We start from the raw sequence: 25,294 nt of genomic DNA on the forward strand, positions 1-25,294 counted from the left end.
AAAACGGAGGAATTCACGAGGAAGGGCGACTTTTTCGCTATATCCTCTGCTTTATATAAGAACTTGCCCGGCATGCTCCCTTATGTGGCAATCGCTTCCGAAATGACCTCCCAGAGCCGTTCGCGCCCGAGCCCGGATTCCGACGAGAACAGCACTACGGAATCGCGCGGGTCCGCTTCCAGCGTCGTTTTGATCATTTTGATATGCTTGTCCCATTTCGATCTCGGAATTTTGTCCGCTTTCGTGGCGACGATGCACGTCGGAATTTCATAATGCTTCAGCCAGTGGTACATTTGCTGGTCCTGCTTCGACGGCTCGTGCCGGATGTCGATGACGAGCAGCTGCAGCTTCAGCTGCTCCCGTTCGCGGATGTACCGCTCGATCATTTCGCCGAATTGCTCGCGCTGCGTCTTCGATACTTTGGCGTAGCCGTAGCCGGGAAAATCGACGAGATAGACGAAATCATTGACCCTATAGTAGTTAAGCTGCTGGGTTTTGCCCGGCTGCGAGCTCGTCCTCGCCAAGTTCTTGCGGAGGATGAGCTTGTTGATGAGCGACGATTTCCCGACGTTCGAACGCCCTGCCAGAGCGATCTCTGGCAAGGCGTCTTCAGGGTATTGATGAGGTTTGACCGCACTGACGACAAACTGCGCATCTGTTATTTTCATAAAATCGGTGTACCTGCCTTCTCTTCCGTTTGAACCGGAATGAGCGCATGCGAGAGCACTTCATCCATCTGGCTGACAGGAATAAATTGCATATCATTGCGTACGCTGTCGGGAATATCCCTTAAGTCCCGTTCGTTGTCTTTGGGCAACAGCACCTTGCGGATGCCGGCGCGGTGCGCGGCAAGCGACTTCTCCTTCAGCCCGCCGATCGGAAGAACGCGTCCCCTCAACGTAATTTCACCTGTCATCGCGACTTCCTTGGATACGAAGCGGCCGGTGAGGGCCGAAATAAGAGCCGTTGCGATCGTAATGCCGGCGGACGGCCCATCCTTCGGAATCGCCCCTTCCGGTATATGAATATGGATATCGTTCTTCTCGTGGAAGCTTGGATCGATCCCGAGCTCGACCGCCTTGGAGCGCGTATAGCTGAACGCCGCCTGCGCGGATTCCTTCATGACGTCGCCGAGCTTGCCGGTTAACGTGAGCTTGCCGCCCCCTGGCATGACCGTCACCTCGATCACGAGCGTGTCCCCGCCGACCTCCGTCCAGGCGAGGCCCGTAACGGCGCCGACCTGGTTCTCGCTCTCCGCCAGACCGTACCGGAACTTCGCGGGTCCAAGCCATTCCTTGAGCAGCTCGCTTCTCACTTCGAGCGTCTCCCGCGTTCCCTCCTGCTCCTGCGAGACGAAATGCTTCGCCGCCTTCCGGCATACGGCCGCGATCTGCTGCTCCAGATTGCGCACCCCCGATTCGCGCGTATATTCCCGGATGAGCTGCAGCAGCACATCCTCCGACAGGGTCAGCTGCTCCTCCTCGAGGCCGTGCTCCTTCTTCTGCTTGGGCAGCAAATACCGCGTGCCGATCTGCAGCTTCTCGAGCTCCGTATAGCCCGGTATATAGAGCACCTCCATCCGGTCCAGCAGCGGGCGCGGTATGTTGTGCAGCGCGTTCGCCGTCGTGACGAACATGACGTTCGACAAGTCGAACGGCACCTCGACGAAATGGTCGCTGAACGTGCCGTTCTGCTCCGGATCAAGCACCTCCAGCAGCGCCGACGCGGGATCGCCGCGGAAATCCATCGCCATCTTGTCGATTTCGTCGAGCAGGAACACCGGATTGGAGGAGCCCGCCGTCTTCATCCCTTGGATGATTCGGCCCGGCATCGCGCCAACGTAGGTGCGGCGGTGTCCGCGAATTTCGGCTTCGTCGCGCACGCCGCCGAGCGAAATCCGCACGAACTTGCGGCCGAGCGACCTCGCGATCGAGCGCGCCAGCGACGTCTTGCCGACGCCGGGAGGTCCGACCAGGCAAAGTATCGGTCCTTTGAGTCTCTTCACGAGCTGCTGCACGGCCAAATATTCCAGCACCCGCTCCTTCGGCTTCTCGAGCCCGTAATGATCCTCGTCCAGAACCGCTTCCGCTTTGGCGATGCTCAGGTCGTCCTCGGTCTGCTTGCTCCAGGGAAGCGACAGCAGCCAGTCGATGTAATTGCGGATGACGCCGCCTTCCGCCGACGTGGACGGCATCTTCTCGAGCCGATCGATTTCTTTCTCGATCTTCTCCTTCACCGCCGATGGCACGCCGGATTCGGCCAGCTGGCCGCGAAGCTCCTCGATCTCGCCGGCGCGCCCTTCCTTCTCGCCGAGCTCCTTCTGGATCGCCTTCATTTGCTCGCGCAAATAATATTCCTTCTGCGTCTTCTCCATCTGTTTCTTGACGCGCTGGTTAATCTTGCGCTCGAGCTCGAGCACTTCCCGCTCGTTGTTCAGGATGTCGAGCAGCTTCTCGAGCCGCTCGCCGACGTCGATCGTCTCGAGAATGTCCTGCTTATCCTTGATTTTGAGGGACAGATGGCTCGTAATGACGTCGGCCAGCCGGCCCGGCTCGTCGATGTCCGACACGGCGGCGAGCGTCTCCGGCGTCACCTTCTTGGACAGCGAAATATAATGCTCGAATTGATTCAGAACGGAGCGCATGAGCGCGTCTACTTCCGGATCATCCGTTTCCTGCTCGGGCAGTTCCTTCACCGATACCTCGTAAAAGTCGTCGTTAGGCAAATAATCAACGACCTCCGCGCGGACGACGCCTTCCACCAATACGCGGATCGTGCCGTTCGGAAGCTTCAGCATTTGCCTGACCTTCGCGATGGTGCCGACCTTATAAATATCTTCCCGGGTCGGCTCCTCAATGTTCACCTCGGATTGCGAACAAAGCAATATCATATGATCCTCGACCATCGAGCGCTCAAGCGCCCGCACCGATTTATCCCTGCCCACATCGAGGTGCAGCACCATGCTGGGATAAACGAGCAGCCCTCTCAGCGGTAGCAGGGGCAGCCGACGAACCTTCGATTTACCAGGTCCCACACCAGCACCTCCATTTAGTAACGTCTATCCCATTTTATCATTCTACGGAATCCGCCTGCAAATAGGTAACGCTCGGCGCGATAAACCGCTCGTTGCCGACCGGCGCGTCCACTTGGTCCGCCATGACGCCGGCTTCCGGAAAGACGTGGCCGAACGCCTCCTCGATCCTTTCGACCGGAATCACCTCAAGCCCTTCAAGATCCGCGAATATGGCCTGCCAATTCTCCCTCGGAATGATGACCCGCTTCGCTCCCGCCTGGAACGCGGCTTCGACCTTGGCGAGCACGCCGCCGACGGGCTTCACGTTCCCGTGAATGCCGACTTCGCCGGTCATCGCCAGCTTATTGTCGATCGGCAGTCCTTTGATGGCCGAAGCAATCGCCGTCGCCATCGCGACGCCGGCGGACGGTCCGTCGATCGGCGTTCCGCCGGGAAAGTTAATATGCAGGTCGAAGTCCTGCGGGTTCATGCCGATGCGGCGAAGAACGGTAAGCACGTTCTCGACCGAGCCCTTCGCCATGCTCTTCCGCCTGAGCGTCCGGGAGCCGCCGCCAAGCTCTTCCTCGTCGACGACACCGGTAATGGTGAAGTGCCCGCTTCCCGCGCCCGCCGGGATGGCGCTGACCTCGATCTCGAGCAGCGTCCCCATGTTCGGCCCGTACACGGCCAGGCCGTTCACGAAGCCGACCTGCGGCGCCTCCGGCACCTTGCGGTCGGGCCGCGGCGGGATTTGGCTGCTGTTGACGACCCACTCGATGTCGGCGGCCGATATGCTCTCGCGCTTCTCCGACAAAGCGACGCCGGCGGCCAGCTGAATGACGTTCACCGCCTCCCGACCGTTCGTCGCGTATTTCTTGACGACGTCGATCGCTTCCGGACACGGCGCGAAGCCGATCTTCTTCACCGCGTTCTCCGCGACCAGGCCGATCTCTTCGGCAAGCAGCGGGCGGAAGAACACTTCCATGCAGCGGGAACGGATGGCCGGCGGAATTTCTTGCGGCGAGCGCGTCGTCGCGCCGACGAGCCGGAAGTCCGCGGGCAAGCCGTTCTGGAAAATATCGTGAATGTAAACCGGGATATTCGCATCCTCCGAATTGTAATAAGCGCTCTCCAGGAACACTTTGCGGTCTTCGAGCACTTTTAACAATTTATTCATTTGAACCGGATGCAATTCACCGATTTCGTCGATGAACAAAATACCGCCATGCGCTTTCGTCACGGCGCCCGGCTTCGGCTGCGGAATGCCGGCGACGCCCATCGCGCCGGCGCCTTGATAAATCGGGTCGTGGACCGAACCGATGAGCGGGTCGGCAATGCCCCTCTCGTCGAAGCGGGCCGTGGTCGCGTCGATCTCCGTAAATTTGGCGTCCGGCAAAAACGGGGACGAGGGGTTCTTCTTCGCTTCCTCGAGCACGACGCGCGCGGCAGCCGTCTTGCCGACCCCGGGCGGCCCGTATATGATGACATGCTGCGGATTCGCGCTGCACAGCGCAGCCTTGAGGGCGCGAAGCCCGTCACGCTGCCCTACGATATCCTGCATCGCCTGCGGCCTCGTTTTCTCCGCAAGCGGCTTCGTCAGCGATACCGACCGCAGCTTGCGCAGCTTATCCATTTCCTTGCGCGATTCCCGGTCGACCGCTGAGCGGTTCGTCTTCTGGTTGCGCAGCAAATTCCAGAAATACAAGCCGATCACGACGGCGAAAAAGACTTGAATCAACATCAAAACAACACTCAAACTCATAACCAATCCACTCCTCTCGGGGCACAATCTACATAATTGGTAGTATTGCCCCTTGGAAGAGGGAATAACCGCCTTCGCGATTTTTTTCCGAATACGCGTTATTCTGGCAGAAATCCCGCGAAAGCCAGCCACCTGCCGGCGGGCCCGATAACCCCTTCCAGCAGCGTAACCGGCGTCACCGGCGGCCAATCGAATGTCGTAGAGGCGAATAAGTAGGCCGACCATAGAATCATGGCCGCATACATCCCGTATTCCCGCTTATGCCCCCGTTTCGCAATGAGTTTGAAGCCTAACCATAGCAGCGTTACGAGCACCGCCGCTCCGATGACCGCCTGGATATCCAACCGTACCCTCCTCCTTCTCATTTTTTCCCTTCTTTCAGCCGCTCGACCTGAATCGGCTCTTTGCTTAAGCCGACATTCGTCAGCGTAACGTCGGCCGCGATCTCGACTTGGATGTTCGCAAACACGCTGTCCCAGTCCTTCTTCCACTTGCGCCATTGCTTGCGGTATTTGCGGTGGGCCAAGTCGGCGAACCCGACGGCATCGGTCTTCAGCCTCCGCACCGCCTTCCACCCGGAATCCGCGAGCTTGACGATCTCCTTCTCCGCCGCCTGCTCCAGCGCCGCGACCGTTGCCGGGTCGTTCAGATCCTTTATTCCGCAATCGATCTGCGTGAGCGAGCCGCTTGCTTTGATCTGCACCTTCACGGACAGCTTGCCGTCCCGGATGGCCGGCTTCAATTCCGTCGTCGAGCTGCCGATGGAGACGGATGCTTGTTTGGATGGGTCATCCGGACAAGCCGGTGCAATCATCGTCATATCCACCGTATTTCGGATGAATGCCACGCCGAGCCCTTCCTGCCGGGATAACCAGCCGACCATTTTATCTTTATTGATGACGGCGATCCGGCCGAGCCTCAGTTTCGACGGCAGCGTCGTTTTCTCGAAAGCCTTGAGCGAGTCCGTCTCCGTTTTCCCGGACAAATACACTTCCGGCAGCAGCGCGCCGGCCGAATCGCTGGACAAGCTCATCGCGAGTTCGTACAATTTCACCTCGGGCAGCGTCGACAAGTATTTTTCCTCCATGTTGTTGATTTCCCGGATGCCGTTGCCGGGTATCCGTTCGATCTGCATCATTTGCTCCAATACTTTGCGGGCGTTGCCCCGCGTGATCAGCACGTCGACCGTTTCCCTCGCGTCCGGATTCCGCAAGTACACGTCGAGAATCGGATCGAGTCCGCGCCTTGCCGTTTCTTCGCTGATGACGATGATGCGGTTGTGGGCAAAATACAGCTTGCGCGGGCTTTCCAAATAGCTGCGCGAGTTGGCCTCCCGGATTGACTTCCCTTTCGTTGAATAGACGATAACCGGCGCGGAGGAGGATCCCGCGCCCATAATGCCGATGCCCGACGAGATCGTGGACGGGATGACGACCTGGAAGGATACGACCCAATCCTCGCCGTCCCTGTCGACCGACGTCGCCGACGTAATGGCCAGCTCGTTCAATTCGATGCGGTCCCAGCAGCCCGTCAGCAGGAGTGCGAAAAAGGCTAGAACGACGGCGGATCGGGCAGTCTTCACGGCCGTCATGTGACCGCCTCCTCCGCATTGGCCTTTCTCCCGGCGAAGAGCAAGCCGATCCAGATCAGTAAAAAGATCGTGAAATTATTTAATATTTTATAAATGGTTAACGTTTTGAAAATATATTCGTTCACGGCGCTGTTTCTTGACCACGAATAGAGCGCCGTCGCGGCAACGAACAGGCCGATCGCAATATACAGGCCGTTATGGGGCCGCAAACGGAAGGAGTAGAGCATCATCTGATTGAAGCAGAACACGAACACCGAAGCCTTCGTGAACATCGAGGCTATCCAAGCCATAATCAAGACAACGTCGATCCGTTCGATGAATTCCCCGATCTGGACGGTTCCGAGCGCGGTGAAGACCGGGTAGGACAGCGAAGCGATCAATTTTGCCCCCAGCACGGCCAAGGTAATCGCGATGATGAGACAGAAGAATACCGAGGCCAACGCAGCCCCCCACAGCGCCGCTTTGCCGGCGTGCGCCGTATTTTTCATGTAAGGCATGAGCAGCAGAACAACGGTTATGTCGGTCAGCCAGCCGACAGGAGGCACGGATGCGGTCAATTGCTGAAGCGGCATCGTTTCGAAAACCGGCAAAAAATGATGCCAATCGTATTGGCCCCAAAGCAAAAAGAGGTTGATGCCCAGAAACAGCATGGAAACGACCATGACGAAAAAAGAAACGCGTCCGATCACCTCGACCCCTTGAGCGCATATGTATACGGCTACGATCGTGATGAGCAGCGCGACCACGGCAAGCGGCGTCGTTATCATAAATTGCTGGGAAATAAAATTCGAGAACTGTCTGACGATGGATGCCGAGCCTATCAAATAGTAGGCGCCGAGAAGGAGGGCGATTCCGGTCGCGGCAGCCTTGCCGAAACTGCCCTCCAGCCATTCCATCAATGGTTTGCCGTTATAGCGGCGGCTAATGGCGACGATGATATAGAGAAGCGGCAGAATGAAGAGAAACGAAAGCATTGGCGACAACCACCCGTCCTGCTTCGCCGTCTGGATCACTTGGTTCGGAATAACCATCAATGCGCTTGGGGTGACGGCATTCGCGATAATCGCCGTTGCCTGAAGGCTCGTAATTTTCTGCTTCATCGTCTCCCCTTCCCTTCTCCGTTGCTTTTACCTTGATTGCCGGCGTTTGGCTCGGCGCTTCCCTGTCTCGCGGTCGCCTTCCCGAACAAGGCGGGCCGCTTCTTCATTGCCCACCAAGGAACGCGAATGAACACGTCCTTCAAGTTGCCCGGGACGAGCGGCGATAACGGCGTCAGATAAGGCACGCCAAACGACCGCAGCCCGGACATATGCGCAAGAATAACCATCAAGCCGGCCATAATGCCGAACAAGCCGAAGGAGCCCGCCAAAAACATCATGCCAAAGCGGATAAGCCTGGCCGCGCTCCCCATATTGACAGAAGGAATGACGAAGCTTGCGATGGCGGTGAACGAAACGACGATGACCATGGCTGCCGATACGAGCCCCGCCTGGACCGCGGATTGCCCGAGCACCAGGGCGCCGACGATCGAAATCGCCGAACCGATGATGCGCGGCATCCTGACCCCGGCTTCCCTCAAAATTTCAAAGGTCAGCTCCATAATCATCGCCTCGATCAGCGCCGGGAACGGCACGCCTTCCCGCTGGGCGGCTAGGCTGATTAACAAGGAGGTCGGCAGCATTTCCTGATGGAACGTCGTAATGGCGATATAGAGCGAAGGAAACAGCATGGATACGAGAAAGGAGCTCATGCGGATAAGCCTCAGAAAGGACGCGATGTCGTACCGCTGGTAGTAGTCCTCGCTCGACTGAAAAAATTTGACGAACGTAACGGGAGCGAGGAGCACGAACGGCGTGCCGTCCACGATAATCGCAAACTGTCCTTCGAGCAGGCCGGCGGCGACCGCGTCGGGCCTCTCCGTATTCTGAATAAGCGGAAACGGCGTGAACGTTTTTCCAAGAATAAATTCCTCGATATAGCCGCTCTCGAGAATGCTGTCCGTATCGATCAGGTCCAGCCGCCGGCTAACGTCCCGAATCATCTGCTCATCGGCGATTCCTTTCATGTATACGACGACCACCGTCGTTCGCGTCCGCTTGCCGATCAGCTTGTATTCCATGCGCAGATCGGCCGATTTGATCTTGGCCCGGATAAGCGCCGTATTCGTGCGCACGCTCTCGGTAAAGCCTTCCTTCGGCCCGCGGACGACGGTCTGCGAGCTCGGCTCCTCGACACCGCGCTTCTCCCTGCCTCCCGTATCGGCGGCGATCGCCGTCGCGAACCCGTCCAGCATGATAACGGAGCAGCCTTCCAGAATCGCCAGCAGCACGTGATCCAGGCTGTCAAGCTTCCGTATGCCTCCAACGGACAACGAGCGAAGCATCAAGCCTTGCAGAGGCTCTTCTTCAAACTCGCCCGCGTCCGGCTTCAAACTTTCGTCAAGCATGCTCGTCACGAGCGAATTGATCAAGCCGTTGTCCGAAATATCCGAAATATAGACTAAGGCCGCCCGCTTGTTCCTCAGCACCTGGAGCTGCCTGATCACGATGTCCGGCTCCGAGCCTAGCTCTCCGGTCAGCCATTTGATGTTCGTATCCAAATCGGCGGACAAAGCCTTCACGGCATCCGATCCGGATTCGATGCCGCTCTTCGTGGATTCGCTCACTTACGCATCCTCCTTTCCAGCCCGTCTATTCTTGAAGGCGACGATCATGACCAACACGATCGGAAATACGATTTGAAACAGCGGAAAATGGTATTTCACGTTGTAGACGAAGCCGAACCAAATATGCTCCATATAGCTCCTGAACAAAAAGGAGCCCCCGTAGATGATCCCGCCTGCAATCAGAACCGCCGTTTTATGGGACAGCTTTGTCAAGTACCGTATACCGATCACGGCGCCCAGATAGTAGGACGTCAGCTTGAACATCACGCCCGTGAACAGGAGCAGCGCCACAAGCGGGTCGATACGCTCCAGCACCCTGGCCGCTTCGATGGAGCTGGCAAGCTGCATGAGCGGAACGGTAACGGCTGGCGCCAGCTTGCCCATGCCCGCCACGATAAGCAGGTTCGTAAGCGTAATGAACAACCCGGAGAACAAATAGCACTTCACGGCAATTGCCGTAACCGCGTTCCGGTCCGCGTCCGTCAATTTCCAAAACATGAGGAACAGCACGAGCTCGCCGAACGGAAACGATACCGTCTCGGGGAAGGCCGCGTCCCAGATCGGCTTCAGTCCTTCGTCAAACACGGGGATAATATAATCAAGGTTGAACAGACCTGTGCCGGCCATGAGCAGAAACAATAAGGCGTAAATGCCGATGACGACCGGAATCGTAAATTCCGCCATTCGGAAAAATACGGCCGCGCCGCCGACGATCGACAACCCCGCCGTTAAGCATATTAGAGCCATAACGGCGGACAGCGGCGTCGTCGGGAGCAAATAGATGATGCTTAAGTCGCCGAATTCCCGCACGTTCCGAATCGATTTATAGCAAAAATAAAAAACGTAGCAGACCGATAGGAGATAGCCCGCCGGCTTGCCCAAATACTTCATCATGATCTCGAATAAATGCATGTCCGGTTCGTAACGGTAGATGGCGAGATTGACGCCCCATAACAAAGCCAGTCCGCATAGCATGCCGACAAAGACGGCCAGCCATGCATCCTTGCCCGCTTCGATCGCCAGCAAAAACAGCGGGGAGCTTCCTATCAAAAAGATTACGATTAACGAACCAAGCTGATTAAGGCTGATTCTCTCCATCATCCTCCCACCTTCTGTCCCTTGCGCCCGGTATCCGTTATTTTCTCTCGAGTGTGGAAATCTATGCATCTATTTCCGTTTCGAACCGATAACAAAAAAAAGACTTGTTCCGTCCATTGGACGGAACAAGTCTTACTTGCAGAAGCGATTAGGCCGGCGCATGATGCTTGCGGCCCGGGATTTCCCCCGTTGCCTCGAATACGCGGACGATCTCGTCGATTTCTTTCTTCAGCTCGCTGAGCAGCTCCGCTTCGGGCACTTTGCGAATCATCTCCCCGTAGCGGAACAGCATGCCTTCGCCGCGAGCGCCCGCGATGCCGATGTCGGCTTCGCGCGCTTCGCCGGGACCGTTCACCGCGCAGCCGAGCACCGATACTTTAATCGGCACTTTGATTTTGGCGATATAGTCCTCCACCTCGTTGGCGATCGAGAACAGGTCGATGTCGAGCCGTCCGCAGGTCGGACAGGATACGAGCGTCGCGGCGTTCGTAATGAGGCCGAACGTCTTGAGCAGCTCGCGGGCGACCTTCACTTCTTCGACGGGATCGGCGCTCAGGCTGATCCGCACCGTATTGCCGATGCCGAGCGCCAGCAAGGCGCCGATGCCGGCCGAGCTCTTGATCGTGCCCGTATGAAGCGTTCCCGCCTCGGTAATGCCAAGATGGAGCGGATATTTGATCTTCTCCGCGGCCATCGTGTATGCCGCAATGGCCATCGGCACGTCCGACGCCTTCAGCGACACGATAATGTCGTGGAAATCGAGCTCCTCCAGGATGCCGATATGGAACAAGGCGCTCTCGACCATCGCCTCCGGCGTCGGGTAACCGTATTTCTCGAGCAGGTGATTTTCAAGCGAGCCGGCATTTACGCCGATACGGATCGGAATGCCTCTCTCCTTGCATGCCTTCACGACCGCTTCGACCTTCTCGCGGCGGCCGATGTTGCCCGGATTGATCCGGACTTTATCGATGCCGTTCTCGATGGACATAAGCGCAAGCCGGTAGTCGAAATGAATGTCGGCGACGAGCGGAATATGGATGCGCTTCTTGATCTCCTTGATCGCTTCCGCCGCTTCCTTGTTGTTGACGGTAACGCGGACGATCTGGCAGCCGGCTTCCTCGAGGCGCAATATTTCCGCTACCGTCGCCTCCACGTCCGCCGTCTTGGTCGTGCACATGCTCTGAATGATCACTTCGTTGCTGCCGCCAATCGTCAGATCGCCGACTTTTACTGCTACCGTGTCTTGACGCAAGTACATAGCTTCTCTCTCCCATGAACGTCAAATTCCACCCTTGACGAGCGGCTTAAAAAACCGCTCGGCCGGGTGGAGAACATGACGGTAATAGCTGCATCTATACGAACGAAAGGTTAGGCGCTCTCTTCCTTCTTCTTGCCTTTCTTGGCGGCAAGCTCGGGCATAATCTTATCCTTCACGGATTGCTCCGTAATGAGGCATGTGCTGATGTCGTCGCGCGACGGCACTTCGTACATCACCTCGAGCATGATGCCTTCGATGATGGCGCGCAAGCCGCGCGCGCCCGTGTTGCGCTTGATCGCTTCCTTCGCGATGGCGTCCAGCGCGGCGGGCTCGAAGTCCAGCTTCACGTTATCCATCTCGAGCAGCTTCTGATATTGCTTGACGAGCGCGTTCTTCGGTTCGGACAAAATCCGAACGAGCGCCGGCTCATCGAGCGGCTCGAGCGTCGAAATAACCGGCAGACGGCCGACGAATTCCGGAATCAAGCCGAATTTCAGCAGGTCCTCGGGCAGCACCATCGTCAAGTATTCGCCCGGCTTCAAATCCTTCTGCGCCTCGCCGGTCGAATTAAAGCCGATGACCTTCTTGCCGATCCGGCGCTTGATGAGCGATTCCAGGCCGTCGAACGCGCCGCCGCAGATGAACAGAATGTTCGTCGTGTCGATTTGGATAAACTCTTGATGCGGATGCTTGCGGCCGCCCTGCGGAGGTACGGAAGCAACCGTGCCTTCCAAAATTTTGAGCAGCGCCTGCTGCACGCCTTCGCCCGACACGTCGCGCGTAATCGAAGGATTCTCCGACTTCCGCGCCACCTTATCGATCTCGTCGATGTAAATAATGCCGCGCTCCGCTTTCTCCACGTCGTAGTCGGCGGCTTGGATCAGCTTGAGCAAAATATTCTCGACGTCCTCGCCTACGTAACCCGCTTCCGTGAGCGAAGTCGCATCCGCGATCGCGAACGGCACGTTCAAAATTTTGGCCATCGTCTGCGCGAGAAGCGTCTTGCCGGAGCCCGTAGGACCGAGCAGGAGGATGTTGCTCTTCTGCAGTTCGACGTCTTCGATTTTGCTGCCGGAGTTAATCCGTTTGTAGTGATTGTAAACCGCTACGGACAGCGATTTTTTGGCGAATTCCTGACCGATGACGTAAGAGTCGAGAATCGCGCGAATGTCCTTCGGCTTCGGAATATCCTTCAAATCGAGCTCTTCCTCGTTGCCGAGCTCCTCTTCGACGATTTCCGTGCAAAGCTCGATGCACTCGTCGCATATATAGACGCCGGGACCGGCAACCAGCTTGCGGACCTGATCTTGCGATTTGCCGCAGAACGAACATTTCAGCTGGCCTTTTTCGTCATTGAATTTAAACATGCTTTTCACCCCTTCGATTAAATCGTCGATACCGGTGTCGTAATAACCTTGTCGATCAGACCGTATGCCAGAGCTTCATCCGCGCTCATGAAATAGTCACGGTCGGTATCTCGATCGATTTTGTCATAAGGCTGTCCGGTGCGCTCCACGTAAATTTGATTCAGCTTCTGCTTCGTTTTCAATATCCAGTCTGCGTGAATCTTAATGTCGGTGGCTTGGCCGCGTACGCCGCCGAGCGGCTGATGGATCATAACCTCCGCGTTCGGGAGCGCGAAGCGCTTGCCCTTGGCGCCGGCCGTCAGCAGCAGCGAGCCCATGCTTGCCGCCATGCCCATGCAGATCGTGGACACGTCGGGCTTGATGAATTGCATCGTATCATAAATGCCCATCCCCGCGGTTACGGAGCCGCCGGGCGAGTTGATGTACAGATGAATGTCTTTCTCCGGATCGTCGGCCGCCAGAAACAGCAGCTGCGCAATGACGGAGTTTGCAACATCGTCATCAATTGCACTCCCGAGGAAAATGATGCGGTCCTTCAGCAAACGGGAGTAAATATCGTAAGAACGTTCCCCGCGGTTTGTTTGTTCGACTACGATCGGTACCAGATTCATGCGACCAACCTCTTTTCGTTTATGACTTTGGTTACTTACTTATTGTAACACGTCATCGTATTGATGTCATTTTTCCGATACTTCATTATACGATAACGGTTATTCGATATGTACGGAGATTAGCCTCGCGTGTCAAGCACATTTTTGTTATGTAGTGTCAAAATAAGGCACGTAACGAAGACGTGCCTTATCTCGGGCCAAGCGATTATTCAATTGCCGTTATCGGCGATTAAGCCTCTTTGCTGTTCTCGATCAGGAAAGTGATCGTTTTGCGGAGCGCGATTTCTTCCTGCAGATTGCTCAGGTTGCCGTTTTTCGCGAAAATGTCGCGAAGCTCCTCGGCAGGGCGGTTGTACTGCTTGGACAGGTTCTCGAGCTCGCCGTTCAAATCGTCGTCCGAAGCCTCGATGCCTTCCGCTTTCGCGATCGCTTCGAGCACGAGGTTGTTCAGGACGCGCTTCTCGGCGTCCGAACGCATTTGGTCGCGGAGCACGGACTCGGTCTGGCCGGAGAACTGATAGTACAGCTCCAGGTTCATGCCTTGCATGCGAAGGCGGTTTTCAAAGTCCTTAAGCAGGTAATCCGTCTCGGCGACGATCATCGCCTCCGGAATTTCCACTTCGGCGGCAGCGGCCGCTTTCTCGACGATCGCGTTGGCGCGGACTTGCTCGTTATCGTTCTCTTTGCGGGCTTTCATCTTATCCGTAAGGTCCTGCTTGTACTCTTCGAGCGTATCGAACTCGCTGACGTCCTTCGCGAACTCGTCGTCAAGCGCCGGCAGCGTTTTGCGTTTGATTTCGTGCAGCTTCACCTTGAATACGGCCGGCTTGCCGGCGAGATGCTGCGCATGGTATTCCTCGGGGAACGTAACTTCAACGTCCTTGAAATCGCCGATTTGCATCCCTGCGACTTGATCCTCGAATCCCGGAATGAACGAATTCGAGCCGAGCTCGAGGGAGTAGCGCTCGCCTTGTCCGCCTTCGAAAATTTCTCCGTCCACGTAGCCGTCGAAGTCGATGACCGTAATGTCGCCGTTCTGGGCCGGGCCTTCCTCGACGACCGTCAGCTCCGCATGGCGCTGCTGCAGACGCTCGAGTTCCGCCGCAATTTCTTCTTCGGTCACTTCCGAGGAAACGGCTTCGACGACGAGCCCTTTGTACTCGCCTAGCTTAACTTCCGGCTTGACGGTTACTTTCGCTTTGAATTTGAACGATTGACCTTTGGCGAACTGCTCGACGTCGATTTCGGGACGGTCGACCGGCTCGATGCTCGTTTCTTTCACGGCATCGGAATACGCGTCCGGCAGCAAAATGTCGATCGCGTCCTGATACAGGCTCTCCACGCCGAAGCGGGATTCGAAAATGCCGCGCGGCACTTTTCCTTTGCGGAATCCCGGTACGTTTACTTTCTGAACGACTTTCTTGAATGCTTGATCAAGAGCGTCACTGACTTTCTCGGCGCCTACTTCCACGTCGAGCGTCACGATGTTCTTGTCTATTTTTTCCCAAGTTGCTTTCATTTTATGCCTTCCCCTCCGAAAATGCGCATGCATTACTAGTTTTCACGTTTCATAAACCATTCTATTATAATCAAGATGGACAACCATTTCAAGACCGCGGTTCGTCATCGCCCGGCTGCTGCAGGAAAGCAACCTGTCTGAGCGCCCTGCAAGCCTGCTCGTAACGGAATCTCAACCCTTCGGTAATGCCGTATGTATCGCGGATATCGTCGTCGCTCGCCGAACCGTACACGGTCAATAAAAGCGTCAAATGAAGCGCGGCGGCGAATATATCGATCGTATCCCCGTCCTCCCTCAGCATCCACTGATAAGCCGCCGTGCCGTATAGAAACTGAAGGCTTTCCTTCCACAATTCTCTGGCAAAATGAGGAAGCGTCGGATCCTCGATCTCGGCCACTTGCTCGGTCCGCTCCAGTATCCCGATGACCGGCTGCGGGAAATCGTCCATCGACAGCGGCGTGGCGTCCACCTCGAGCCGGACCGTCTCCCCTAGCCGGTCCATCGTCAGCGTTCCGGAGAAGCCCCGCTTGCGAAGACACTGCAGCGCCTTGAACTGCACCACGGGATGCACCTGGCTCGTGAGCAGCCAGTGCTTGATGGATTCGTTAACGTCCGGCGACTGGATATAGGCGGCCCTCTCGAGGGCCAGCAGCTGCTGATCGATCATCGGATGATGCTGCATGATGTAGAGCACCTGGTTGATATAGGCCTCATCCTGCTCGGAAGGATTGAGCAGCTGCTCGCGGAGCGAGTCCTCGTCCTCCTCCTCCCGCCCGTCGCCGGAGCCCGTACCGAGTCCGCCCGCGCCGGAATCCGGAAACGCCATCTCGAGCCAGGTCAGAAGGCTGTCCCACTCTTCGTAATGGCGCTCGTCCTCGCCCTGGCATTGCAGCAGGAAGCGAAGAAGCTCCTTGGCCTCCCCGTACTGCTCCGCCTCCAGCATGCGCGTCAGCTGGATTTGGTAATGATCCAGCATGCTCGGGAACAAATATACGTTATCCTTGTTGTCACCCTGCGTATCATTGGGAGTCGTGATGGTAACACCGCCTTCTGGTCTTGCCGTATGTACATTCTTCTAATCTTGCGTTCGATTATACCATGTGCGGATGAAAGAAAAAACCAATACCGCTTTCGGTCGCGTTTTTTAAAATGGGCTTGCATATTGATCATTCGGTGTGATATATTCTTACTTGTGTCCCGGTAGCTCAGTTGGATAGAGCAACGGCCTTCTAAGCCGTCGGTCGGGAGTTCGAATCTCTTCCGGGACGCCACTACCTATAACCTTTAACTTAAACCGCCCTCGGGCGGTTTTTCTTTTGTCAAGCGGCCGGTTTTTCTCGAAAATGACAAAAAGTCCGCCGGCCCCGTCCTCTCGGTGGCGGAACCGGCGGCCGATGCCGACAAAAGCTAATGTTCCGGACGCCCCAGCAGATCGGCGAGCTCTCCCCTGACCTGTCCGAAGGAAAGCACCTGCTCCTTGAACGTTTCCCTGGCGCCCCAGTTCGTTTTCATATTGACGTTCAGGAAGAGGTCCACGGTTACGTCCTCGCAGACCTGATGCCTATTGCTGTCGAGCCAATCCGTCTCGGGCCGCGCGTCGCTGCGGACGACGGCCTGCATATCGAAATCATTGTCCTCGGACAGCGAGAAGTAGGCGAACAGCCGCCCCTCGCCCGTTTCGTCCGTCGCGACCTCCACCTCGCCGCAGCGGATGCCGTCCCGCACAGCGGAACGTCTTACGCGCGCTTCTGCAACTTCCAACGCCCTCGCCTCCCGTCTCGATCGTTAAAACAGCTGCATCGACTCAATATGCCGCTTCGTCTCTTCCGATCCGTATTCGTACATCTTCTTGTATATGCGCTGGATTATTTCGTCGTACCCCGCATTCCGTTCGCCGTCGCCGGCCGTGCCGTACGGATGGGAGACAAAATGCCAAGTTTGCGCTTCATCCATGCTGGACAGCTCGTCGAACAGCTCCCGCAGCCGGATGTGCTCTCTTTCATTTAAATAAACCTCGAGCTCGTAAGCCGCCGCCTGCTGATCCTCCAATATTTGTCCCGCCTGAACGGATACGAAATATCGCTTCCGGTCGTCGTTGCCGTGCTCGCCCAGGTCTTTCTCGCTCATGCTGCAATCCCCCCTTCCTGTTGGCTTCCGTTGCAGCCTCTTCTAGCATCCCCCTTCGGACAGACATTTTATCCCTTTTTTCCGCATATAACGGATATTATCGCTACCTTTAGACCAGCAAAAGAGAGGAATGAGAACGATGTGCGGAATTACCGGCTGGATCGACTGGAACCGTGATCTCACGATGCAAAGCGAAAGCCTCGAGAAGATGACCGACACGCTCGCGCCGCGCGGCCCCGACGCCGCGGGCACCTGGATATCGGCGCATTGCGCTTTGGGCCACAGACGCCTGTCCGTTATCGACCCCGAGAACGGGGCCCAGCCGATGATTCGTCATACGGGCGACGACAAGTACGTCGTCGTCTATAACGGTGAATTATATAACGCGCCGGAGCTGCGCAAGGAATTGGAGAGCAGGGGCAGAACGTTCTCCACAAGCTGCGACACCGAGGTGCTGCTGGTCGCTTTCATGGAATGGGGCAAGTCGTGCGTCGAGCGGTTTAACGGCATATTCGCTTTTGCGATCTGGGACGTAAGCGCCCAGGAGCTGTTTCTGGCGCGCGACCGGCTTGGCGTCAAGCCGCTGTTCTACAGCACGCGGGACGGACTGTTCATTTTTGGCTCGGAGCAAAAATGCATTCTGGCCCACCCGGCCGTTGAGCCGGAGGTCGGAGCGGAAGGATTGGCCGAAATTTTCATCCTCGGGCCCGCCCGCACCCCCGGCCATGGCGTATACAAGCAAATCGGCGAGCTGCGGCCGGGCAAATGCATGACCGTAAGCCGCGAAGGCGTACGAACCGTCACCTACTGGCAGCTTGATAGCAAGCCGCATGAGCAAACGACGGAGGAGACGGCCGAGCATGTCAAAGCGCTCCTCAAGGATACCGTGGAACGCCAGCTCGTTTCGGACGTGCCGGTCTGCACCCTGCTGTCCGGGGGCCTCGATTCCAGCGCTTTAACGACGCTCGCCGTGAACTATTACAATCAGACCGGCCAGGGCAGCGTGCATACGTACTCCGTCGACTACAGGGACAACGACAAGCATTTTCAGGCGCATGCCTTCCAGCCGAACAGCGACGCGCCGTGGATCGAGCGGATGACCTCGCATTTGGGAACGGTTCACCACGGGGTCCAGTTCGACACGCCCGAGCTCGTCCGTGCCCTGCATGCCGCGACCCTCGCGCGGGATTTGCCCGGCATGGCGGACGTGGACGCCTCGCTGCTGCTGTTCTGCCACGAGATCAAGAAGGACGCCACCGTGGCGATTTCCGGCGAGGCGGCCGACGAAATCTTCGGCGGCTATCCGTGGTTTCACCGGGAGGAGGCGCTGAACGCGGACACGTTCCCGTGGTCGCTCGCGTCCGCGATGCGCGCCGAGCTGCTGGCGCCGGACGTGGCGGCCTGGATCAAGCCGCTCGAATATATCGGCGACCGATACGCGGAGGCGATCGCGGAGACGCCGCATCTGGACGGCGAGAACGGGACGCTTCGCAAAATGCGCCAAATGTCTTATTTGAACATTACCAGGTTCATGCCGACGCTGCTCGACCGCAAGGACCGGATGAGCATGGCGGCCGGCCTCGAGGTCCGCGTGCCGTTCTGCGACCACCGCCTGGTGGAGTATGTCTGGAACATCCCTTGGGAAATCAAGACGTCCGGCGACCGGGAGAAGGGCATTCTCCGCAAGGCGCTGCGGGGCGTCCTGCCGGAAGACGTCCTGACCCGTAAAAAAAGCCCGTATCCGAAAACGCACAACCCGAATTATTTGACCGCCGTCAAAGGGCTTCTCCTCGAAGTGCTCGACGATCCGTCCTCCCCTCTCCTTCCTCTCATCAACGTGAAGAAGGTGCGGGAACTCGCCGAATCGGATTCCGCCAAGTCGAACATTCCCTGGTTCGGCCAGCTCATGTCGGGCCCGCAGCTGTTCGCGTATTTGTACCAGGTCAATGTATGGCTGAAGCAGTATAAGGTCGTCATCGCGTAACCCAAAATCGAATAACCCCGGTCGCGGCCGCGTTCCTGCCATAAGCAGCGCGCCTGCGATCGGGGTTATTCCGTTTGCTTGCCTCCGGCTCATGATCCGGACTTAGGACTGCCCGAGCCGCGAAAGCAGCTTCCGCAGCGCTTCGCCGCGGTGGCTGATCCGCTGCTTCTCCTCCTTCGACAGCTCGGCCATCCCGCGGCCAAGAGCCGGCAGCCAGAAGAGCGGATCATAGCCGAAGCCGCCTGTTCCGTGCGGGCGGTCCGTAATAAAGCCGTCCACCGCTCCCTCCGCTTCGATAAAAGCGCCCGTTGCGGGATCGTACAAGGCAAGCGCGCACACGAACCGGGCTTTGCTGAGCAGCCGCGACCCGTCCGGAAGCGATTCGCGGCGCGCATCCGAACCGTCGTCTCCCAGCTTCCCGAGTTCCCGGAGCAGCTTCGCGTTATTGGCTTCGTCCGTCGCGCCCTCGCCCGCGTACCTTGCGGAGTAGACGCCCGGCTCGCCCCCGAGCGCGTCCACGCGCAGGCCCGAATCGTCGGCCAGCACCGGCACGCCGAGCGCGTCGCCGGCCGTCTTCGCCTTGATGCGCGCATTGGCCGCAAAGGTGTCCCCGTCTTCGACGATGTCGGGAATTTGCGGGTAATCGAGCAGGCTCGCGGTTTGCTTCCCGAGCTGCTTCAGCGCATGGGCGAATTCTTTTGCCTTGCCGGCGTTTTTGGTCGCGACGACGATCACCTCATGCGAAAGAATCGAATGGTTCGTCACGACGCTTACCCTCCGATCCGGTCGGCTAACGGTCCGAGCGACTCGATCTGCTTGCCGATCAGATCCGCGATGCCCGTCTCGCCGAGCGCCAGCAGCTCGCCCAGCTCTTCGCGCGAGAACGGGGCGTCCTCGCCCGTCCCCTGCACTTCGACGAATTTGCCGCTGCCGGTCATGACGAGATTCATGTCTACTTTCGCCTTCGAATCCTCGTCGTAATTCAGGTCGAGCATCGCCTTCTCCCCGATGACGCCGACGCTGACCGACGCCAGGAAGTCGGTGACCGGAAATTTGGCGAACGGCGATTTGTCCGACAGCTTGCCGATGGCCAGGCATAACGCGATGAACGAGCCCGTAATCGAGGTCGTTCGCGTGCCTCCGTCTGCCTGAATGACGTCGCAGTCAAGCGTAATCGTCCGCTCCCCGAGCGCCTGCAGGTCGACGACCGAGCGCAGCGCCCGGCCGATCAGCCGCTGAATTTCCATCGTGCGGCCGGTCAGCTTCCCCTTGGCCGACTCGCGGATATTGCGCGAATGCGTCGCGCGCGGCAGCATCGAATATTCCGCCGTAATCCAGCCCTTGCCTTGTCCTTTCATGAAAGGGGGCACGCGCTCCTCGACGCTGGCGGTGCAGATGACCTTCGTGTCGCCGACTTCGATCAGAACCGAGCCCTCCGCGTATTTATTAATCCCCGTCGATATCGTAACCGGCCGAAGCTGGTTCGTTTGCCGACCGTCCATTCGCATGTGAATGCCTCCCAAGAGTTCATAATTCGTCGATATGTACTTTTTTGCCGTTATGCGGCCCTATCCGCAATCTTTCCTATTTTACCAAAGTGGAAATCGAATTGCATCCGCTTAGCCGGGAAACGGCAAAAAAGAGCTTCGGGAGGGACGCGAAAGGGCTGTTCCCCCAGGGTCTTCACCCCATGGGAACAGCCCTCCTATGCATGGATCCGCGCGCGGTTACGATTTAATCGCATTCACGTGATGCGGCCTGCCTACCGGCTCGCTGTAGGATTTGTCATTGATGTCGACGATGTTGGTTTCGCCGTTGACCTTGATCTGCACCGTTTCCGCGCCCGGCGTGTTCTCGGTGACGGACAGCACGAGCGCCTGGAGCATTTCCGCAGGCAGCTTCTGCCCCTCCTGATACGTCTCGTCCTTCAGGTCGACCGTCACGACCTTGCCCTCCTGCGCGATATTCGTCACTTCGACATCCGGCAAAATGACGCTGGTCAGCTCTTTCGTGTCGAGCGGGCCGGAGATCAGCTGCTCAAGCGCCGCCTGCGCCGGCGAATCCGAGCGCTCCACGAGCCTCGTAACCGGGACGTAATATTGCTCTTCGCTCAGCGTCTGTCCCGAGAAGTACAAGGTAACCGGCGTGGACTGCGCGTAATTGACGCCTTCCGCCGTTTCGATATTGATGCCGATATCCCGGGTGAGCGCCTCATCCAGCGGATAAGCGTCTACCGGCATTTCCGCCAGCTTGGCGCCCTCGTACCAAATTTCGACCCCTTCGATGCCGGGGATCGCCGTTAGCGTCCACGTGATCGCCTCTACGATCGAACGCTCGTCCTGCGCGTTGTAGCCGGCGAACGGCTCGGAAAATTCAACGACGGCGAGCTTCTGCTCTTTGTCGAAGGAATACGATTTGATTTGCGTTCCTTGCGGAATCAACGCGCGGAAATCTTCCGGAAGCTGGCTTGCGTAAGCGCCGTTCTCCACCATCATTTCGAGCGCCTTCTGCGCCGCGACCTCCCCTTCGCCGAGCGTCGTCAGTAGCGAGATCGGCGCCAGGTAGCCGTTGCGGTCCTCCAAATAAACGGTCATCTGCGTTTCTTGGCCTTGGCCTTGCTCCCCGGCCTGTCCGACTTCGCCGCCTTCGATTCCGTCCTCCGTCTCTACCTGCGGCGGATCGATCGACTTCCCCGTCTCCTGCGAGAAGAAGCTGCAGCCCGCCGTAAGAATGGGAAGCGCGAGCACGCCCGTCAACACTGCACCCCTAATCCATCTTTTCTGAACCATATTGTCCTTTCCTCCCTAATTCAAGTTTAGCCTGGCGGCTTTGTACAACTCACTATTTGTAGTACTATGTATACGAGCCCTTCCTTGTTTTAGACCAGTTTTGTCCACAAAATCGTAAGGGAGAACAAAAACATGTCCAATCCTGAAATGTACAGCCTCAACAGCCGCAAAGTGGCGGAAGCGACGGACGAATGGCTCAAGAAACGCGGAGTGACGAAGGAAGCGATCGCAGAGCTCGTTCATTTTTTGCAGAAGGAATACTTCCCCGACTTGACGGCGGAGGACTGCATCGTCCACGTCGATGCGGTGCTGTCGAAGCGCGAGGTGCAAAACGCCGTATTGACCGGCATCCAGCTCGATATTTTGGCGGAGGAAGGCAAGCTCATGGCGCCGCTCCAGGATATGATCAAGCATGACGAAGGGCTTTACGGCTGCGACGAAATTTTGGCGCTTTCGATCGTGAACGTCTACGGAAGCATCGGGTTCACCAACTTTGGCTACATCGACAAGCTGAAGCCGGGCATTCTGGTCAGGCTGAACGATAAGAAGGACGGCGAAATCCACACCTTCCTCGACGATATCGTCGGCGCGATCGCAGCGTCCGCGGCAAGCCGGATCGCCCACCGCAAGCAGGCGGAGAGGGAAGGCGTAACGCAGCCTCCGCTCGATTAAGACAACGGGAGGGAACGGGATGAATTACGAAATCTTGTATAGAGGCGCATTCGCGATGCTGAAGGTGAGGCTGAATCCCGGAGAGACGGTCAAAGCCGAGATGGGGGCGATGGTCTCCATGTCGCCGAACATCGATCTCAAAGGAACCGTCGACGGCGGATTCATGCGCGGACTCGGCAGAATGCTCAGCGGCGAAACGTTCTTTTTCCAGGAACTAAGCGCGAATCGGGGGCAAGGAGAGGTGCTTCTTGCTCCCCCCTCCCTCGGGGATATCGAGGCGATCGAGCTCGACGGCTCCTATAAGCTGTTCGTCCAGAAGGACGGCTTCCTGGCCGGAACGAGCGGGATCGAGGTCAATACGAAGATGCAAAATTTGGGCAGAGGATTATTATCCGGCGAAGGCTTCTTCATCGTGGAGATCGGCGGCAGAGGCACCGTCTTCCTGTCGTCCTACGGCGCCATTCACGCGATTAACCTCGCGCCGGGCGAGGAAGCCGTCATCGACAACGGCCATCTGGTCGCATGGCCCGGCTATATGCAGTACAGCATCGACAAAGCAGCCAAAGGCTGGCTCTCCAGCATTACGAGCGGCGAGGCGATCGTATGCCGGTTCCGCGGGGAAGGCGTCGTCCTCGTGCAGTCCCGCAACCCGTCGGGATTCGCCAATTGGCTGAAACGATTTTTGCCGAGGGGCAACTAGAGGCGCCGCGGCACCGGCAATCCTATATTTTTATTGCAAAAAAGCTGTCTCGGAAGGTTGTGATGCGACCTTGGAGACAGCTTGCATTGTTTTGGCGCTGCTTTCTTAGACGGGAGGCTAATTTCAAAAAATGAAACTAAATCGATCATAGCTTCATTCCCTTACGATGTAGTATCAATAATTGAATTTAGATGGTACCATTCGGACATTTCCCTTCGATACTAACCGATTTAGATTCAAAATTTGAATTTAAACCACTAGTCTGCCTTCTTCTTTCGCTATTAGTTTCAGTTATTGAATTTAAAATGACAATGCAGGAAACGTTCCGTGACACCGCTATTTTTTCAACTTACGCAATTAAAATTCGACCCGGAACGTCGTGCCGGCGGGATCCGATTCGAATTGGATCGTCGCGCCGTGGTGGTCCGCGATGCTGCGGCATACGGACAGCCCCAGTCCCGTTCCCGTGTCCTTCGTCGTGTAGAACGGCGTAAAGATCGAGTCATGCGCTTCCTTCGGAATGCCGTGCCCCCGATCGATGATTTCCATATTGACGTAGCCGTCGATCTTGCGGGTCCGAATCGTCAGCACGCCCCCCTTGCCCATCGCCTCGATCGCGTTGCGCGTCAGGTTCAGAATCAGCTGGCGTATCTCCTTCGCGTCGACGAACACGGGCTTGTCCGCCTGCAAATCGGTGACGACGTCGATGCCGGACACGGCGGCGTCCGCCTCAAGCAGCGGGAGCAGCTGCTCGATGATGCCGTTCAGCTGCAAATATTCCTTGCTGACGAACCGGGTGTTGGCAAGCGACAAATATTCGCTAATGATGCCGTTGGCACGGTCGAGCTCGCTTACCATCAAAGCCAATATTTCTTCCTTCGTCTGGATTTCCGTATTTTGGCGCATGAGCTGCAGGAAGCCTTTGATCGTCGTCATCGGATTCCTTACCTCGTGCGCGATGCTGGCCGCCATCGAGCTGAGCAGGTTGAACTTATCGAGCAGCACGAGGTTTTTCTCCGCTTTGCGCTGATCGGTTACGTCCGTGGCGAAGGCGAGGAAATAATCCCGCTCGTTCATTCGGAGCGGTTCGCCCGAGAACATGCCGCAACCCTGCTCCCCTGAGTGCTTCGTAAAATTCATTTCATAGTTGACGAGAGACCTGCTGATGCGGGAAGCGTCTATAATCCGGCGACCGAGATCTTCCCGCGAATCGGGGGAGACGGCATTCAGAAACTTCTCGTTCGCTTCGGCGATGCCGCCGTCCTCCATGTCCACGATGAAGTTCATCGTCGCGTTCGTATAGAACGCTCTCGCGAACTTCATGTTCGACTCGTTCAGATGCTCCTGCGTCTTCAACTGTTCGGTCACGTTGCGCCAGCTATTGGCGAAGCCGTCTCCCATCTTGTAATACGAAATGTCATAGACGCCCGCCATCGAAATATCGTTATACACCATTTCTCGCTTGAACACGGTCTCGCCGGTTTCGGTGACGTGGCGGAAGATCGGGAACAGCTCCGAGATCGAGCCGGGGAACAGCTCCGAAATCCTCCGGCCGATCGCCTCCTCCTTCGTATAATGATTCGTCCGGCAGGAGGCTTCGTTCACGTATTCGATCAGAAAATCGACGATCTCGCCCTCTTCGTTGCGAATCGCCGAATAGTAGCCGAAGCAATCGATCAGCTGATCCAGGCAGCTCCGGTACCAAGCTTCCTGGCTCCGCAGATTCTCCTCATATTTGTGCTGTTCGGTGACGTCCCGTCCGACGAAGTAAAAATAACGAGCGTCCCCGCTCATCACCGCGTTCCACTGCACCCAGAGGTACGTCCCGTTCGCGTGGCGGTAACGGAACTTGTAATCGGTAGCCTGGCCGCCGCTTAGCACCTGCGCCGTTATCGCCTCGACGTACCCGAGATCGTCCGGGTGAACGTTGACGTTAAAATCCTCGACCCGGGCATAGCATTTCGACGGGTCCAATAATTTCTTGACGCTGTTGTTGTAATCGATGACGTTGCCGTCATTATCTAGAATGATCATTAAATCGAAAGAAAGATCGAACGCATTTTTATAATGATCCATGCTACCGTTCCTTCCAATCTACCCCGTGAATGAATAACGCATTCTCATCGTATCGAAAAATC

Annotated in this window: 22 protein-coding genes and 1 tRNA gene; 4 read left to right on the forward strand and 19 right to left on the reverse strand. The window is 57.0% G+C overall.

The genetic code is table 11. The annotated features are described in order from the left end of the window. Positions 1-80 precede the first annotated feature (80 nt). From yihA to IDH41_RS18040, 13 genes are all read right to left on the reverse strand, one after another. Positions 81-668 (reverse strand): ribosome biogenesis GTP-binding protein YihA/YsxC, encoded by a 588-nt coding sequence (yihA, locus tag IDH41_RS17980; protein WP_190863427.1) that lies wholly within the window; start codon positions 666-668, stop codon positions 81-83. Continuing rightward, the gene (lon, locus tag IDH41_RS17985; RefSeq protein WP_190863429.1) at positions 665-3,034 is read right to left on the reverse strand and encodes an endopeptidase La; all 2,370 of its coding nucleotides are present in this window, start codon (positions 3,032-3,034) and stop codon (positions 665-667) included. Before lon ends, yihA begins: the two co-directional genes overlap by 4 nt. Before the next feature lie 37 nt (positions 3,035-3,071). Continuing rightward, the gene (gene lonB / locus IDH41_RS17990) at positions 3,072-4,775 is read right to left on the reverse strand and encodes an ATP-dependent protease LonB (protein WP_190863431.1); all 1,704 of its coding nucleotides are present in this window, start codon (positions 4,773-4,775) and stop codon (positions 3,072-3,074) included. 98 nt (positions 4,776-4,873) lie between these two features. After that, entirely contained in the window at positions 4,874-5,119 is a 246-nt protein-coding gene (locus tag IDH41_RS17995; RefSeq protein ID WP_190863432.1) for a hypothetical protein, read from the reverse strand. Between the two features lie 17 nt (positions 5,120-5,136). Further along, positions 5,137-6,366, reverse strand: a complete 1,230-nt coding sequence (locus IDH41_RS18000; RefSeq protein ID WP_190863434.1) for a Ger(x)C family spore germination protein — start codon at positions 6,364-6,366, stop codon at positions 5,137-5,139. Next, on the reverse strand, positions 6,363-7,466 hold the full coding sequence (locus IDH41_RS18005; protein WP_190863437.1) for a GerAB/ArcD/ProY family transporter: 1,104 nt from the start codon (positions 7,464-7,466) through the stop codon (positions 6,363-6,365). The genes IDH41_RS18000 and IDH41_RS18005 overlap by 4 nt, the downstream gene beginning before the upstream one ends. Then, positions 7,463-9,031, reverse strand: coding sequence for a spore germination protein (locus tag IDH41_RS18010; RefSeq protein ID WP_190863439.1), 1,569 nt, complete (start codon positions 9,029-9,031; stop codon positions 7,463-7,465). The genes IDH41_RS18005 and IDH41_RS18010 overlap by 4 nt, the downstream gene beginning before the upstream one ends. After that, positions 9,032-10,129: a GerAB/ArcD/ProY family transporter gene (locus IDH41_RS18015; protein ID WP_190863441.1), complete on the reverse strand. Its 1,098-nt coding sequence runs from the start codon at positions 10,127-10,129 to the stop codon at positions 9,032-9,034. Between the two features lie 148 nt (positions 10,130-10,277). Next, a complete protein-coding gene (ispG, locus tag IDH41_RS18020; RefSeq protein WP_190863442.1) occupies positions 10,278-11,387 on the reverse strand; it encodes a flavodoxin-dependent (E)-4-hydroxy-3-methylbut-2-enyl-diphosphate synthase in 1,110 nt (369 codons plus the stop codon). Between the two features lie 110 nt (positions 11,388-11,497). Further along, positions 11,498-12,754: an ATP-dependent protease ATP-binding subunit ClpX gene (gene clpX / locus IDH41_RS18025; protein ID WP_190863444.1), complete on the reverse strand. Its 1,257-nt coding sequence runs from the start codon at positions 12,752-12,754 to the stop codon at positions 11,498-11,500. A gap of 17 nt (positions 12,755-12,771) precedes the next feature. Continuing rightward, the gene (gene clpP, locus IDH41_RS18030) at positions 12,772-13,365 is read right to left on the reverse strand and encodes an ATP-dependent Clp endopeptidase proteolytic subunit ClpP (protein ID WP_190863446.1); all 594 of its coding nucleotides are present in this window, start codon (positions 13,363-13,365) and stop codon (positions 12,772-12,774) included. Between the two features lie 229 nt (positions 13,366-13,594). After that, positions 13,595-14,884 (reverse strand): trigger factor, encoded by a 1,290-nt coding sequence (gene tig / locus IDH41_RS18035; protein ID WP_190863448.1) that lies wholly within the window; start codon positions 14,882-14,884, stop codon positions 13,595-13,597. 88 nt (positions 14,885-14,972) lie between these two features. After that, a complete protein-coding gene (locus IDH41_RS18040; protein ID WP_223829826.1) occupies positions 14,973-15,872 on the reverse strand; it encodes a hypothetical protein in 900 nt (299 codons plus the stop codon). A 206-nt stretch (positions 15,873-16,078) separates the two neighbouring features. Here IDH41_RS18040 and IDH41_RS18045 point away from each other — a divergent pair. Beyond that, a tRNA-Arg gene (locus IDH41_RS18045) sits at positions 16,079-16,155 on the forward strand. 136 nt (positions 16,156-16,291) lie between these two features. On the opposite strand, the gene IDH41_RS18050 is transcribed toward IDH41_RS18045, so the two are convergent. Then, positions 16,292-16,645 carry a hypothetical protein gene (locus IDH41_RS18050; protein WP_190863450.1) on the reverse strand — a complete coding sequence of 118 codons (354 nt, stop codon included), beginning with the start codon at positions 16,643-16,645 and terminating at the stop codon, positions 16,292-16,294. Positions 16,646-16,669: 24 nt separating this feature from the next. After that, a complete protein-coding gene (locus tag IDH41_RS18055) occupies positions 16,670-17,011 on the reverse strand; it encodes a hypothetical protein (RefSeq protein ID WP_190863452.1) in 342 nt (113 codons plus the stop codon). Between the two features lie 139 nt (positions 17,012-17,150). Here IDH41_RS18055 and asnB point away from each other — a divergent pair, with 139 nt between their 5' ends. Further along, positions 17,151-18,995 (forward strand): asparagine synthase (glutamine-hydrolyzing), encoded by a 1,845-nt coding sequence (asnB, locus tag IDH41_RS18060; RefSeq protein ID WP_190863454.1) that lies wholly within the window; start codon positions 17,151-17,153, stop codon positions 18,993-18,995. Between the two features lie 102 nt (positions 18,996-19,097). Here asnB and rdgB read toward each other — a convergent pair whose 3' ends face one another. The 3 genes from rdgB to IDH41_RS18075 all read right to left on the reverse strand — a co-directional run bounded on the left by rdgB (position 19,098) and on the right by IDH41_RS18075 (position 21,784). Beyond that, entirely contained in the window at positions 19,098-19,760 is a 663-nt protein-coding gene (gene rdgB / locus IDH41_RS18065; protein ID WP_317890770.1) for an RdgB/HAM1 family non-canonical purine NTP pyrophosphatase, read from the reverse strand. Between the two features lie 5 nt (positions 19,761-19,765). Beyond that, positions 19,766-20,503 (reverse strand): ribonuclease PH, encoded by a 738-nt coding sequence (gene rph / locus IDH41_RS18070; protein WP_190863455.1) that lies wholly within the window; start codon positions 20,501-20,503, stop codon positions 19,766-19,768. A gap of 219 nt (positions 20,504-20,722) precedes the next feature. Next, on the reverse strand, positions 20,723-21,784 hold the full coding sequence (locus IDH41_RS18075) for a GerMN domain-containing protein (protein WP_190863457.1): 1,062 nt from the start codon (positions 21,782-21,784) through the stop codon (positions 20,723-20,725). Between the two features lie 132 nt (positions 21,785-21,916). On the opposite strand from IDH41_RS18075, the gene IDH41_RS18080 reads away from it, so the two are divergent. Both IDH41_RS18080 and IDH41_RS18085 read left to right on the forward strand, forming a co-directional pair. Beyond that, positions 21,917-22,456, forward strand: coding sequence for a phosphatidylglycerophosphatase A family protein (locus IDH41_RS18080; protein ID WP_190863459.1), 540 nt, complete (start codon positions 21,917-21,919; stop codon positions 22,454-22,456). Positions 22,457-22,475: 19 nt separating this feature from the next. Then, positions 22,476-23,156: a TIGR00266 family protein gene (locus IDH41_RS18085; protein ID WP_190863461.1), complete on the forward strand. Its 681-nt coding sequence runs from the start codon at positions 22,476-22,478 to the stop codon at positions 23,154-23,156. Between the two features lie 357 nt (positions 23,157-23,513). On the opposite strand, the gene IDH41_RS18090 is transcribed toward IDH41_RS18085, so the two are convergent. Next, a complete protein-coding gene (locus IDH41_RS18090; RefSeq protein WP_190863463.1) occupies positions 23,514-25,232 on the reverse strand; it encodes an ATP-binding protein in 1,719 nt (572 codons plus the stop codon). Positions 25,233-25,294 lie beyond the last annotated feature (62 nt).

The sequence above is a fragment of the Paenibacillus arenilitoris genome (genome assembly GCF_014705655.1).
GTDB classification, from domain to species: Bacteria; Bacillota; Bacilli; order Paenibacillales; family Paenibacillaceae; genus Pristimantibacillus; species Pristimantibacillus arenilitoris.

Bases quoted from the DNA above. Each gene is read 5' to 3' on its own strand.
- IDH41_RS18090 (WP_190863463.1), bottom strand. From the start codon at position 25,232: ATGGATCATTATAAAAATGCGTTCGATCTTTCTTTCGATTTAATGATC.
- rph (WP_190863455.1), bottom strand. From the start codon at position 20,503: ATGCGAATGGACGGTCGGCAAACGAACCAGCTTCGGCCGGTTACGATA.
- tig (WP_190863448.1), bottom strand. From the start codon at position 14,884: ATGAAAGCAACTTGGGAAAAAATAGACAAGAACATCGTGACGCTCGAC.
- IDH41_RS18085 (WP_190863461.1), top strand. From the start codon at position 22,476: ATGAATTACGAAATCTTGTATAGAGGCGCATTCGCGATGCTGAAGGTG.
- yihA (WP_190863427.1), bottom strand. From the start codon at position 668: ATGAAAATAACAGATGCGCAGTTTGTCGTCAGTGCGGTCAAACCTCAT.
- lonB (WP_190863431.1), bottom strand. From the start codon at position 4,775: ATGAGTTTGAGTGTTGTTTTGATGTTGATTCAAGTCTTTTTCGCCGTC.
- IDH41_RS18080 (WP_190863459.1), top strand. From the start codon at position 21,917: ATGTCCAATCCTGAAATGTACAGCCTCAACAGCCGCAAAGTGGCGGAA.
- IDH41_RS18075 (WP_190863457.1), bottom strand. From the start codon at position 21,784: ATGGTTCAGAAAAGATGGATTAGGGGTGCAGTGTTGACGGGCGTGCTC.
- ispG (WP_190863442.1), bottom strand. From the start codon at position 11,387: ATGTACTTGCGTCAAGACACGGTAGCAGTAAAAGTCGGCGATCTGACG.
- IDH41_RS18000 (WP_190863434.1), bottom strand. From the start codon at position 6,366: ATGACGGCCGTGAAGACTGCCCGATCCGCCGTCGTTCTAGCCTTTTTC.
- clpX (WP_190863444.1), bottom strand. From the start codon at position 12,754: ATGTTTAAATTCAATGACGAAAAAGGCCAGCTGAAATGTTCGTTCTGC.
- asnB (WP_190863454.1), top strand. From the start codon at position 17,151: ATGTGCGGAATTACCGGCTGGATCGACTGGAACCGTGATCTCACGATG.
- IDH41_RS18015 (WP_190863441.1), bottom strand. From the start codon at position 10,129: ATGGAGAGAATCAGCCTTAATCAGCTTGGTTCGTTAATCGTAATCTTT.
- IDH41_RS18005 (WP_190863437.1), bottom strand. From the start codon at position 7,466: ATGAAGCAGAAAATTACGAGCCTTCAGGCAACGGCGATTATCGCGAAT.
- IDH41_RS18055 (WP_190863452.1), bottom strand. From the start codon at position 17,011: ATGAGCGAGAAAGACCTGGGCGAGCACGGCAACGACGACCGGAAGCGA.
- clpP (WP_190863446.1), bottom strand. From the start codon at position 13,365: ATGAATCTGGTACCGATCGTAGTCGAACAAACAAACCGCGGGGAACGT.